Genomic DNA, 14,339 nt, shown 5'->3' with positions numbered 1-14,339 from the left:
AACAGTTAAATTGGAATGAGTAAAAACTCTTTATTTATTATAGTTGGTTCAGTATTAATTATTATATTTCTTGCCCTATATCTTTTATCACCTCTTTATTTACCATATTATAAAATTGTTGACCAAACTCTCAAGAACAATTATAAAATTGTAAATGCTGATCCTAACTCAAATATAAAAATATTAGAACTAACAACAACTAATGTAAACAATACTATATATCTTTTATCAAATACGTCAACTGTTTATTTGCAAATAATTAACTCTTCTGGATTAGTCGCAAATAATTCAGAAGTTCTTATATCAAAAGTTTACCCCGGTAAATACTTCATAACAATAGATAATCCTACTAATGTTTCACAGAAAGTCCTAGTCAGATATGCTGTATTTCCCTACACACAAGTAAGTAGTTTATACTCAACCCTAGGAATAATAACAACAGTAAGCGAGTTTTTCATAGTACTAGGAATAGTAGCACTAGGTTACGGTGTAATATCGTCAATATTTAGCAAAAAAAGGTTCAAGCGAAAAAAATAACCATTTAACACCTTCAGTTATAAAACTAGGTCCCTGATGTGCTAAAAAATCACCTTTTGTAACTAAAATTGGCTTATTTAAGAGTGCAGAAAGACCTCTTTCCTCTAAGCTCTTTTTAAACCTATCAACTTCATAATCTCTATATAGCTTAGGCTCATAAATTATTACGTCTGGTTCGCGTGAAATAATATCATTTGGAGAAGGAGTAAAATAAGCGTCTTCAACATTATCGAAAATATTCTTTCCTCCTACATGATAAATCGCATCACTAACATGAGTAGGAAAACCTGCAGTTATTGGTCCCCCAAGATCAAACTCCAAATAAACTTTAGGCCTTTTTTCACTTTTTCTAAGGAAGGAAGATAAAGCATTAATTAAAGATGAGTAAAGTATTCTACCTTCTTCTAATCTTCCTATAACGTTAGCAATGATAATAATGTTATTTAGAATCCTTGAGATAGACGTAGCAACACCAATAGGATAAACTATATATCCCATGTTTATTAGCTTCTTCGTTAAATCCTTTTGAGCACCAGTAGTAGAGAAAATTATATCAGGCTTATTTTTCTCTAAAAATTCTATGTTTACATGAGTATAGCTGCCAATCTTTGGTATTTTTTTAGCTTCAGCTGGTCTATAACTGAAGGCGTCAGTAGCAATAATCCGATCACCTATACCTAGCATAAATAAAGTTTCAGTAGTAGCTGGATCTAGACTGACAATTTTCTTTATAGGTCTAGGAACTTCAACATACTCGTCTAATACTTCATTATAAATTTTCACAAAGAATTAATTAATTGAGTTTTAAAAAATGTTACTGTACATGTGTCAATAATATTATTGATTAGCTAAGATTTCGATAACTAGTAATGTAATGTAGATTCTTTTTAAGTTATAAAGGACAAGGCTAAATCAGGTATAGAGAACTTTTCTAAGCTCGTAACCTATGAGTTAAATAATACTTGACCATTAGAATCTAAAAAGTGTAGTAAAATTTCTATCTAACGCTAGCATTGAATCTCTGTGCTTTTAAATTCTAGCCATATAATATTTCTTATAAGCAAGAGATATACCACTATTCCTTAATTAGAGAAAGTCAAAGAGAAATTAGAAAGTATAAGAAAAAAAGTTGGAGTGAATTCCTTTTGTTATTAGTAGATGAATATAATAGAAGAATAAATGGAATCAAAAGATTAAGGGAGATAATTAATGACGAATAATTAAGAAAAAAGAAGAAGGCTATAGAAAGATAATGAGGAGTTAGAGTTTGACTTTATTGATACTTCTATTCTAATAGATATTTTGAAAATAGTAATCTATGATCTTCATAGATATAATCCAGCCAGGCAAGATATAACCCCATAAGCCCTATTTACTTCTTTAAGTAAAATCCTACCACCATAACTATATAACATTTCTTCACAGCTATCAGCATTAATTACCATATACTCAGCATTTAGTAATCTACTTAGTTCCTTAACATTTCTATCGTTTACCGGAGTTAAGATAACATCAACCCTATTTTCATTTACATATAAGCTTTTCATGGTAAGTTTTACAGAATATAATAAGACCTCAAAGGGAATTTTTTCAATATAGTATAAGCCTACAATCATTTTTATAGGCTTTAATAAAACACCATTACATTTACCTTCACCTATAATTATATCAGCTTCACAAGGAGTCTGAACCCTTATATACCCTTCTGGTAACATTAGACTAACTCCATCAGAATAAACATACAATTTTTTCTTATCTAATAACTTTTTATTGGCTTTCTTGACTTCCTCTTTATTTCTAGTATAAAGAGCATTAACCCATGAAAATTCTTCAACACTATATAAACCCAATTGAGAGAACTTTGAGGTTGAAATTAGATTAGCGTTTAACAAATCAGATATGATAGAAGCAATAAAAGAAACCCCTTTACTTTCCCTCTTCAACGGTATTACATATTCTCCATCTTCTGATACAAAAATCACACCAGCTTTTCTATTAACAAACTTCAAAGCTCTCTCCATTTCACCTACAATAATGTATAAATTAGGTTTACCAGATGATAATTCGTAACCTAAACTAGATAATAAGGAAGAAATATTCTTTGCTATTTCACCCTCTCCTATTACCCTAACTCGAGTAAAATACAACTCATAATACTACTCTACTTCATATTATAAAAATCTAAAATTAAAAAGAATCTAGAGCTTACCTCTTGCCGAAATTACTGTGAACCTCTCCTTTAATAACTCAGTATAGTCTTTACCCATATCAGAACTATACTCTCTCATGACGGGATATAACTCCTTAAACTCTTCTTCAGTTAATTCCCTATATTCAACCTTCGGAATTCCTACTTTTTCTTCAAATAATCTCTTAGCATATTCCTTAGCTTTACCTTCAAGTTTATCCATAATCTCAATGTACTCTTTATCTCTTAATTCATCATAAGATCTTTCATCTATCAAACCCTCAAGAAGTAATGCCTTCAGAAACCTCATTATTTCTATCTTTGGAGGTTGTAAACCAATTTTAGATAGTGAAACCTTTCCTCTTATATAAATTCTTCCACCAACCATACCAGAACCAACAAAATTACCTACAGGCTCGTGGCTAACAGTAGTACCCAAAACAACAATAACACCACCAGCCATATACTCACCTAAATAATCGTCAACCATTCCACCTATTACAAGATAAGGTCTCCTATCCTTATATTCCCTCATCTGTATACCGACCCTATTTCCAGCATTGCCCTTAACAAATATCTTACCGTTCTGAAAAGTCTGTGCTAGAACATCCCTAGCATCTCCATAAATAACAACCTTACCTCCGTGCATAGTATCACAGCAATCATCAGCAACATTACCGTAAACATAGAAATAGTTATCCTCATTCAAATTAGCCATTGAATTACCAACAACACCGTATAGGTTAACCCTAATACCACTAACACCAAAACGTTTAAAATTAATACCTATATAACGATGGCCCATAACATTAGCAACAGTTACCTCCTTCTTCCCCTTCTTCACTTCATGGACAATTAACTCATTTAACTCTTTATAGCTAACGTTCCTAGCGTCTATGTCATATACTTTAGGAGCGAAAATGGGTGGTGATGAAAAACTCTTTAATTCAACTTCATCCCTACCGTAACTTATCACACCCTTATTTAATGATGCTATAAAATATGAACCAGGCTTCAAAGTCCATACCCTAGCATTAGGACTAATCTCCCTAATTTCGTTCTCCTCACTTGCAACATAATAGAAATTCTCGTCCTCGCCAATAATTGCTGGCCTAAACTTCGATCTATCTGCTAACGCAATTAAATACAGATCATCGCCAGAATCATAACCAATTACAGCAGTAAATGGACCATCAAGTCTAGCGTTTCTATAGTAATAATCTAATTCCTTAGGAAAAGCAGAAAAACGCCTTGAGGGATTAACAATAATCTTTACAGCCTCTTCTACGCTGAAGCCTTCAGAGATTAACTCTTCAAAGAGAAAAGCAATAACCTCACTGTCGGTCCCTACAAACCCTTCCCAATTCCTCTCGAGTAGATATTCTAAATTAGCACCAAAGGAACTAACATCGCCATTATGAACAATAGCAATATTAAATGTTGAGAAAGGATGAGACCAGTAAGGATAATGTCCAGGTGAATTTGTAGGCTGTCTAGTATGAGCTAACCATAAATCACCTTCATATTCCTCAACCTTATATAACTGTGCTACATCCTTTGGATAACCAACGCCTTTAAAAACCTGAAGAGAAGTACCAAAACTATATAGCCTTCCCTTCTTCTGAGACCAGATAATCTCATTAATGTTCCTAAAAGCCTTCTTACCAAGAGGTAAATTATCAAGAGTAATATAAAACTTACAATCACAGATATCAGAATCAATGTATTCTAACTCATATTTATCAACCCTAATACCGTGGGATTCCATAATGTTTTTTACTGTAGTGGGATCGCCTTCATAAAAGACCTTAATAACATATCTGTTCCCTTTATCTTTATCAAAAACGGCAAAACCGGCACCTCTATCACTTCCCCTATACCTTACTCTCTCAATCCCCCTAACTACCATCTCACCGGAAATCTTATTTGCACTCTTTTTTCTTAATATACCTAAAACACCACAACCAGATGGGTGAATCATAGAGAACCAGCCACCTTAACCCTAAGCTTTTGTAAAAGATAAGAATTCAAATTTATTGCTCTTAAAAGTTCTCTATTTCCGGTTAAAGTAGATTGAACAGAGTAAACGCCAGCAGCGCCAGCTAACAAAGCGATCTCTTTCTTAAAACCAGAAATTAAATTAAATGCCTTACTCTTCAAGTCACTTCTGCTTCCTTCTCCTAAAGCGACTTCAAACACTTTATAAGATATTATAACAGAATCTGCACCTAAGGCAACAAACTTAAAAACGTCCCCCGAATCCCTTATCCTAGAAGACTTTGCAATTAAATCAAATTTCTTCCTTATTCCCATTCTCTTTAACTTAGTGTCTATCTCTGAAATAACGACCTCAAGATCTTCATTACCTAAATCCTCATCAATAATAAAACCTGGTATACCCTTCAATTCTACAACTTCCTCAAGAGCCTCCTCATTACTCGGCAATAAGATATAACTACCACTCTCATAATTCTTACTCCATTTAATTATACCCTTACCATCATGACTTATCGAAATATCTTCATAATATCTTGGAGTAACATCAGTAAATACAGCAGAACTTAAAGCCAAAGAAGCCCACTGTAGAGCATTTCTCTCATCTTCTGGTGCATCAATAATATCAAAAATTACTGGTAAAGAGAGATAAATCCTTCCACCAGCTAAATAAAAGCTCGTATCAATATCTTCTCTATAAGGATCGATTGAAGGTCTAGTAACTTGAGCACCATCACTTCTTAACCAATCCACAATCCTTGCGGGTTTTTCAACGTCTGGGGGTGCAGTACTACCCATACTGGTAATCACGGGGTCGCCCTTATTGATTAACTCATGTAAATACACTTTTCTCCTCCTAGACCATAACTCGCCAAGCTTAGGTGGCAATTCTTCCTCTTCTCCCTCAATACCTAAGACAGACAAAGTCTCCCTGGATAAACCCTTACCTACTAACAGATCCCTCCTTCCCTTAAGTTCATCTATGCTTGAGAGACCCAAATTATCCAGAATGTTAGCTAGTTCGAGAGAAAAGCCATGAATATAGTTAACTAAGACTTTAAGTCCAAAATCTATGTCGACCATCCTACTACCGTCAATCTTATTCGTTAGAGCTGTTGGACAAGAACCAATATGACACTTATGAACCATAACACAACCCATTGCAATCAAAGCCCCCGTACCTACACTAACAACATCCGCCCCTAAAGCAATTAACTTAGCTGCATCAGTAGCATCAGCAACCCTACCTGCTGCAATAATATAAAAGTTATCCCTCATACCTTGTTCACGCAAAACCTTATCAGCTGAAGCTACTGCTAACTCGATCGGAATGCCAACATTATCCCTTATAACAATGGGAGTAGCACCAGTACCAGCACCATGACCATCAATTATAACACCATCTGCACCCATCCTTGCAATTCCAGACACTATATAAGGAATATAGTTAGTAGCAGCAACCTTAACAAAGACAGGCTTACCAGTAGCTTCCTTCAAAGCTTCAATCCTTTGACCCAAATCCTCAATAGAATAAATATCATGATGGGGGGCTGGAGAAATAGCATCAATACCAACTGGTATTCGTCTAGTAAGAGAAATGGGTTCGGTAACTTTACTCCCGGGTAAATGACCACCAATACCTGGCTTAGCACCTTGTCCAATCTTAATAACAATTCCAGCTCCATGCATTAAAACATCAAAATCAACACCAAAACGGGCTGAAGCCCATTGAACAAAAATCCTCTTAGATTTAGCAACTTCCGGATGTAAACCCCCCTCACCAGTACCAGCTAAAGTTCCCGTTAAATCCGCAGCTCTCGCTATTATTATATTAGGATTACCGCTTAAAGCACCATAAGACATATCTCCCAAATAGAGTGGAGCAGACATTTCTATACCAGCTAGTTTAGTAAAAGTCCTAGCTTTTGGAGTATCACTAATTTTAGAATCCTCTTTTTTAAAACGAACTCTATCAAGAATCCTTAAAGAGTTCCATTTAGGAAAAATTTTACTTGGCTTACCGGTTAAAGCCAATTGACGAATATGCTCAATCCTCTCTACAGTCCAAAACTCGTTATCTGTTTGCTTCGGTATCGGTAAATATTGCTTAATGATAAGCAAAGGTGGTCAGAATCTAAATATATTAAAACACTATATATTTGTTTATAGGAACATTTAGTCAAACTAAGGTTTAATATTACGTAATAAAAGGTAAAATATTGAAACTTAGCTTTTACTAAAAAGTAACTAATAAATGCAATGATTTAAACAACACACGCTAAACCATGATTGAAAATATAAACAGTTCATATATCAAAAGAATATATTAAAAAGTTTACATATTAAGGATGTAATTGTTAAACAAAAGAATAAGAGGAAAAATTTTTAACTAAGTCTAACGTAGATTAGAGTATTTAAGAAGAAAATTAGATATTTTAGCAAGTATAAAAGAGAAAATAATAATGCAAGTTAATATAGAAGTAAATCTCGTTTTTGTTAAATATCAAGCAGTATCGTCATTAGTATTTATTAAAAACATAAGAAATCTCTGTAAACAGTATATGCAAAATAGAGTTTTATAAGCCCTTGTAGAAATAGCTTAACGACTAACGCTTAGAATGAATGTCAGAAACTATTTTATAAATAAAAAATTTTAGATAAAACTAAATAATCATAAACTTAACTATCAATCTAGTAGTTAACAAAGATTACTATCTCAACTAAATGGAAATTAAATACCTTATTATTACGTTTGACTTTTCCTTTTATTACTCTTATTAATTAACTATAGAAGATAAAAAAGAAAGTAGACTCTAGTTAGTTTATCTAGTAACACTAAAGTGCGGCCGCCGGGATTTGAACCCGGGATTACTGGCTTGGAAGGCCAGCGTCCTAATCCAGACTAGACGACGGCCGCACTATATAATACTAAGAGGGGTAATTTAAAGTTTTCCTAAAACTGTATTTGTCTATAATAACTTAAATATGTCAAATATGTTCGCTTTATATTATGGATTAAATCATTAATTAGAGGGGAATGTGCCTATTTCACGGCGATCTTAATATGATAATGGCCTATGATATTATAAAGTAATAAATATGGAGAGTCTATACCATAACAACCAAAAGCTTTACTAACACTAATCAAAATTAACTTATTGATCAAAGCATACAATATATTATGGCAATTCATTACGTTTCATTATCTTTCGTATTTGGGAATATTATTAAAATTAAAAATTTGGATTTCGTAGAATTTAACAATAAATTACTCATTTTTATAAAAATCATAGAGTTTCTTCATCAATCCATCAACATCATTATACTCTACCCAGACTTAGAGGACAGTATACCCTCCGAAGTATTAATTTAGAAAAATCACTATAACTTCAAGTCATGATGGTGTTTATAGGAAAATCGTTACATTTTTGCGTGACGTTGAACATAAGTAAGAAATATTGTCCTATTAACTGAAAAATCTCTTGTGATAAACTAAATAAAGTAAGGGAGTAAATTCAAAGTATCGTTAGTTCATGAAAAAATATTATAACTTTCTATAGTAAGAGAATTTCCTTAAACCACTATCATGAAATAGTATTATTAAGAAAATAGCAAATTAATCACAACATTTCATTTAGATTATACCTTACTAAATATCTTATTCGAAAAACTTAATGATAACACAAATTACTCTTACTAAAATAAATTTTAGACAAAATTAAATAAAAAAGAAACAATTTATTGAAATAAAAAAAGAAAATTTAACTTATCTTTCTATATACAAGAACTATAGCAATTATAGCAACAATAAGACCTATTATTCCAGCTATTAATCCTCCATATACCAATGGTGTGATACCATTTAACTTACTATTTAGATTTGATACTTGAGTGTTTAAGCTGCTTACTTCACTGGATAAACTTGACACTGTACTAGATAAGCTACTTACTGTACTATTTACTGAGCTTAATGAGGACTCTAGTGTTTTAATATCATTCTCTAATGTAGTAATCTCAGTAGTTGTTGAAGACAATGTGGTCGAGAGTTGTGATATTGATGCGTTTAAAGACTTAATCTCGTTCATTAATGTGTAGACAGTTTGATTCACAGTTTCAATTTCCCTAGTTAATTGAGTTACATAGGTGCTAATAACAGATGTATAGTTTACTTGAACTTGAATTGGAACACTAATTGTACCAGTAATACCACTATAAGTTGCATTAGCAGTAACTAAAGCTTCATATGTGGTGTTTAATACTGGTAACATAAAAGTCACATTATAGTAACCAGCATAAGGACCTGAAGTTATCGGTGTAGCTGTCATAGTAGTTACTCCAGATGGAGTTGAAACAGTAGCTGTTACAGTTGCGTTTGTTACCATCATTCCGCCAAATTGAACTTCTAACAATACTGTTATTTCATCTCCTTCAGTACCGGTTAATGAGGTGTATCCAATTGAATTTAATGGAGCTATAATCTTACCATTCTGCATTTCGGCAACAGCAAGTACTGTTACAACAGCTGGATATAGCTTTAGGGTTAATGATATTGTTTGATTACCCTTAACACTTACAGTTTGACTGGCATTAACATATCCCGGCATACTTGCTACTACCTCAAGATTTTCAGTGAAATTAAATGCTAATACTTGAATTGTAGCAATACCAGAAGGATTTGTTGTAGCCGTGGCTATTAACTCATGCAAACCGCTGGTTACATTATATACACTCACTGTTGCACCCTGTATTGGAATGCCTTGCTCATTTTCTACTAAGACATTAAGTGTAGCAGTATATGGTTTATAGTAAACAGTTACTGATGTAGCAGCTTGTCCACCATTTACTTCAATCTCGATTGTATAAGCTCCTACTTGACTATTCTCACTAGAACTTCCCCATACCCATATTTCTTGACTGAAATATCCACTAGAGTTAGTAGCACCCGAAGTAACTGGTATGTTGGCACCGGAGGGCGTTAAAACATATATTGCTACTGTAGCCCCTGGAGCATACTTAAATGTCACTACTAGTGGTTGACCATAATGAAAAACTTCTCCTTGAGTTGGAGATATTACTACTAAGCTAGTGCTTGCTGTAGCTAAAGGTACACTAAAACCTAATACTATTATTGACAAAACTAAACCTATAACAAAACGCATGTTCATAAATCTTCACCCCAACAGTTTAAAAATAAAAAAGATAAAATACCTTTAAACCTTTTCATAAGTTTTACTTCTCCACAGTTACGTTAGTGAATACTAAGTTAACTGGGTACTCTGATATTGCTGGACCTACTGCAAATGGTACTGCATACATTGTAACTGTGTAGGATCCAGGTGGTAATGATAATATTCCTTGCATCTGTACAGCTACTAGTATGTATGGTACTGCAGACGATCCTAGTGCTGGTTTAGCAACTACTGCTTGATATGAATAGTATACTACTGGAGATGTTACGGATGCATTTACACCTTCTCTTACTACTGCTAAGATGAAGAACTCATATGGATATGGTAATATGCTAGTTGCATAGATGTTAATTACTGGGCTTGTTGGTGTAATTACTACTGGTGATGTATAGTAGTATGTTGATAATGGTGCATGAGATATTGGTGGAATAGTTGGAACTGGTGCTAATCTGATTGGAGTTATATTAGCTGGAATAATGTATGTGGATACTGTTACAGTGCTTACACTATCAGTTACTGTTACACTTACGTTAGCATCATATCCTATTGTAGTACCGTTAATTGTCACGAATGGTAATACAAATAATCCAGCTGGTCCTAATGGTACATTAGTACCATTGCTAAGGGTTATTGCTAAGGTACCATTTGTAAATACATTAATCTTATTGAATGTTAGAGTGGTCAAAGTATTATTTGGTAATACAGCAAATGACAGAGTTCCTGTGAATATTCCAGAACCAGCTGCGGTCTCCGCTATCTGTGGTATTAGATTACCAGATGCATTCAAGACAACTTGTCCATATACGTTCTTTGCTATAGTTCTTCCAGATGTTGCATTGTAATATATCATAGCTACTTGCCCGTTATGATATACTGTTATATTTGTTACCATTAGATGTAATAAGCTGGTTGGATTTGTATGAGCAAACTGATAGTCAGTGAAGTTTAGTAATGGTTCTATATACATATTCTGAGCTATAAACCATGGAGTAGATGCAGTTAATGATACGCCAGAAGCTTTGAATGTTAGGAAGTAGAATAATTGTCCAGGCTGGGCTGCTACTAATTGTAATTCTTTTAATGCAACTAGCTTAGTGCTTGCTACTAATGTTTCATGAGTTACATAATCATACATGCTAACTGTTAATATGCTGTTATTTAATTGTTGTAATGTTAAGTGTAATATGTTCTCTAATCCTGGTATACTTATCTGGTACTCATATGTTCCGTTACAGTATTGTAACTGTTGTGCATTTAAGGATACGAATAATGTTGTTAAGTTCTTAGTTGTCAAGGCTATTGTGTATGTAACACCAGATGGTAAAGTTACATTCACATACATCATCTTTGATAACAATAATGGTGTTGCTGATATTCCTAATAACTGATATAATGGTGCATTCCACTGTTGCCATCCACCAGTTCCAATTGCTAAGTAAGCTGGTAAGTTTGCGCCATAGTAACTCTCATTTAAGTATAATAAAGCTATAGATGAGTACAATGGTGTTACTGTACTGCTGAAGTATAATGTTGCAGTTATATTAGGTACTGTTACTGAAGTTTCAACTTTGTACTGCTTTGAAGATGCAAAGTAGTGGAATACAGCATAGTCAGTGCTTATATACTTGTATATATCAGATGCACCTACAAACGAAGCATTAGGTGCTACAGTTAAGAATGTATTAGAGTTTACAGGGTATAAGTTTGGCGCATTACTTGCTAATATCTTAAATGTTATATAGTTTGTAATTACGTAGTTAGCACCAGTGGGTGTGATTTCTTCATAACCTACTTGATTTTGTGGTGATAATAGCATGTTTGCATAGCTTACGTTTAATCCAGCTATATATGCTAACTCAATATCCATGTTATTATTGACAAATAATGATTGCTCAAAGTACATGTTAACAGTTGGGTTATTATCAGCATAATATGCTAATTGTATAGCACTTGTCTCACCATTAGGTCCAATTACAGATATCGTGTTACCATTTAATGTTAATTGATAAGCTGTTAAAGTTGATACTATAGTTTCTTCAGTATATGAAAATGTATTTGATGAAATTACAGTTAGTTTATTGTATGTATAGTTACCAAAGGTACCAGAAACATTGTAGACTGTTGAACCATAGAATATTATTGCTGAATTACTTATAATTGAATCAGTGTAATTCAGAGCTGCAATTGCATAAGTAAAGCTTCCAGATGGATTTCCTGGTACTAATATTGCATCTGGATCATATAACATTACATCTGGTGCATTATAGCATTCAAAGCTCTGTGGAGTAATTGGTGTTGTCATTATTTGTGGTGGAATTATAGTCGCATAGAAGTAACCATGATTAACTGTAGTTATTCCTCCTCTAGTACTATATGCTGTAACCACAACTGAAGTTTCATTGCTCCATAATCCGAAATCAACTAGAGTTATGTAAGTATATTGTGGAATTGTTGAAAACGCAACAAATAATGGCCCTGTTCCAGTTTCCGTAGCTGGAACTGTTGGCACTGTTAATGTTAGTGAGAATGGTTCCGATAAGTATTGTGGCTCAGAAATTACGAAGTTTTGCAATCCCATATACTGAGAAATGGCCATGGGTAATTCAGAACCTAAAATTGCTAACTCATATTCACCATTTGTCATAAAGTATTGTGCAGTACTCATATACTGCATTGCTATTGTACCATTTATTATCGGATATTCTGGTGTTACAACTATTCCGCTAAATGAGAAACCAGGTAATTTTACATTATTAAATTGTAATGTTGCATTAGTTAATAATGTAACTGTTGCTGTTGCTTGAGATGATGTAAACTGTGCTTGGGCCTGGAACTGAGTTTGACCAGATATAGCTATTTGGGTTGGTGGTGTTGACATAATTGGAGATGTAGTATAGAAACCACTCACAGTTGCTTTTATACCTTCATAGGCTGTTGCAACTAAAGATGTTGTTGCAACATATGGTACTAGTGTTGGTGAACTACCAACTACTATATTTACTGTATACTTAGTACCGTTAAAGTAACCAGTTATAGAGATTGTGGAACCGGCCGGTGCTGAATATACATAAACTGGTAATGTATAATTTGAAGGTGAACTTGGTGGTGCGTTTGGATTAACTAACATAGTATGTTGAATTTGATTATTATATAGATAGTAGATTGTTAAATTACTGAAATACTCTAATTTACTTCCATTAGTTAATCCCATGGATGTAGCCGTACTTAAAGGTAATATTGCAAGCAATGTTGCATTGTATTTCTCTGGGTCTGGTATAGTAAATGTACCGCTTACTGGAGCTTTTACTGATACACCATTAATTGTTATACTTAAATTATCATCAGATATAAATCCTAAGAAGCTCCAATAACCGCTTGCAAATTGATAAGATAAGTAGGTAAACTTAGATGGGAAGTCTGGTAATGCTGCTATTTGAGCTAATTGTGCTAAGTTAATTTGTAATGGCCCAGGAGTAGAATAGTTTAACTGGAATGTCAAGTTATCATAACCTGTACTTACAAAGGGATCTACAATGCTTGTATTAATTAGTGCTCTACCCCAAATATATGCTTCTGTAGAAGCTATTGATTGTAATGCTGGACCTAAATTACCATTTATTTGTAATGGATTGAAGAATCCAGTAGCTTCTGGTGTTGGTATGAAGTTTGGTGGAACAAATGAGAATGGAGCAAATACTAAGAGCTGATTAGTCGTTTGAGCTGGTATAGTTAGAGTAGCTACTGTAAAGGATTGAGTAACTTGACCGTATACATATTCATAGAAGTAGTTTGGTTTTGCGTTTGATGGATTCAATAAGTCCATATATATATTATTATATTCTTCAGAAAGGGTATTGGTTGTTCCATAAACATAAAGATGGTCTATGCCTATTTGGGTTAAAGTGGTTTGGGCTGTACCATATTCATTAACTACTACTCCTAGATTGCCGGTAAACTGTTCTAAGTATGTAATAGATACTGGTAATGAATAATTACTTACACTAGAACCTACTACACCTACTAAAAATATTAATACTTTAGCTCCTTCTGCATAGTAAATGGATGTGAAATTTTCTGAAGGAATAGTAAACTGTATAGTTTGTGTAACAGTAGAATTCTTAAAAACTATAACTGGTGTGAAATAGGTTCCAAAGTATGTTATTAGGTTTTGTAGGTTATTATTTGCTGATACGTTAATATTAGATACGTTAAATATATATGCTACACCATTAGTTTGTGGTAAATAAATAGCAATTCCATGTCCTTCTGGTATTGATGGTAGTGCTGCTTGTGTTGTTAGTGGTATTCCAAATAGGAATATTTCAAATATGAATAGTATAGATAGAATTAAACCTAGGGTTTTATTCATAGCACTTCTGTCAATAAAGAAGTATGATCAATTTATAAAGTTTTATATACACATGTATACA

General features: G+C 33.4%; 7 protein-coding genes and 1 tRNA gene. 1 reads left to right on the top strand and 7 read right to left on the bottom strand.

All coding sequences use genetic code 11. The features are described from left to right. Positions 1-15: 15 nt before the first annotated feature. A complete protein-coding gene (locus STK_RS12170; RefSeq protein ID WP_010980283.1) occupies positions 16-537 on the top strand; it encodes a hypothetical protein in 522 nt (173 codons plus the stop codon). Here the strand turns inward: STK_RS12170 and STK_RS12165 are convergent. The 7 genes from STK_RS12165 to slaA all read right to left on the bottom strand — a co-directional run bounded on the left by STK_RS12165 (position 499) and on the right by slaA (position 14,278). Further along, positions 499-1,320: an ABC transporter substrate-binding protein gene (locus STK_RS12165; protein WP_010980282.1), complete on the bottom strand. Its 822-nt coding sequence runs from the start codon at positions 1,318-1,320 to the stop codon at positions 499-501. The genes STK_RS12170 and STK_RS12165 overlap by 39 nt on opposite strands. A gap of 542 nt (positions 1,321-1,862) precedes the next feature. Next, positions 1,863-2,684: a hypothetical protein gene (locus STK_RS12160; protein WP_052846743.1), complete on the bottom strand. Its 822-nt coding sequence runs from the start codon at positions 2,682-2,684 to the stop codon at positions 1,863-1,865. Between the two features lie 51 nt (positions 2,685-2,735). Beyond that, positions 2,736-4,706, bottom strand: a complete 1,971-nt coding sequence (locus tag STK_RS12155) for a class II glutamine amidotransferase (RefSeq protein WP_010980280.1) — start codon at positions 4,704-4,706, stop codon at positions 2,736-2,738. Next, on the bottom strand, positions 4,703-6,841 hold the full coding sequence (locus tag STK_RS12150) for an FMN-binding glutamate synthase family protein (RefSeq protein ID WP_052846742.1): 2,139 nt from the start codon (positions 6,839-6,841) through the stop codon (positions 4,703-4,705). The genes STK_RS12155 and STK_RS12150 overlap by 4 nt, the downstream gene beginning before the upstream one ends. Before the next feature lie 720 nt (positions 6,842-7,561). Beyond that, a tRNA-Gly gene (locus tag STK_RS12145) sits at positions 7,562-7,637 on the bottom strand. Positions 7,638-8,481: 844 nt separating this feature from the next. After that, positions 8,482-9,885 (bottom strand): carboxypeptidase-like regulatory domain-containing protein, encoded by a 1,404-nt coding sequence (locus tag STK_RS12140; protein WP_010980278.1) that lies wholly within the window; start codon positions 9,883-9,885, stop codon positions 8,482-8,484. A gap of 64 nt (positions 9,886-9,949) precedes the next feature. Beyond that, on the bottom strand, positions 9,950-14,278 hold the full coding sequence (gene slaA / locus STK_RS12135; protein WP_010980277.1) for an S-layer protein SlaA: 4,329 nt from the start codon (positions 14,276-14,278) through the stop codon (positions 9,950-9,952). Positions 14,279-14,339 lie beyond the last annotated feature (61 nt).

It is taken from the genome of Sulfurisphaera tokodaii str. 7 (assembly GCF_000011205.1).
Classification (GTDB): domain Archaea; phylum Thermoproteota; class Thermoprotei_A; order Sulfolobales; family Sulfolobaceae; genus Sulfurisphaera; species Sulfurisphaera tokodaii.
Note: the sequence above shows the minus strand (reverse complement) of the source record. Positions and strands in the feature narration are given on the sequence as shown.

Coding starts and splice junctions, on each gene's coding strand:
- slaA (WP_010980277.1), bottom strand. CDS start 14,278: ATGAATAAAACCCTAGGTTTAATTCTATCTATACTATTCATATTTGAA.
- STK_RS12170 (WP_010980283.1), top strand. CDS start 16: ATGAGTAAAAACTCTTTATTTATTATAGTTGGTTCAGTATTAATTATT.
- STK_RS12155 (WP_010980280.1), bottom strand. CDS start 4,706: ATGATTCACCCATCTGGTTGTGGTGTTTTAGGTATATTAAGAAAAAAG.
- STK_RS12140 (WP_010980278.1), bottom strand. CDS start 9,885: ATGAACATGCGTTTTGTTATAGGTTTAGTTTTGTCAATAATAGTATTA.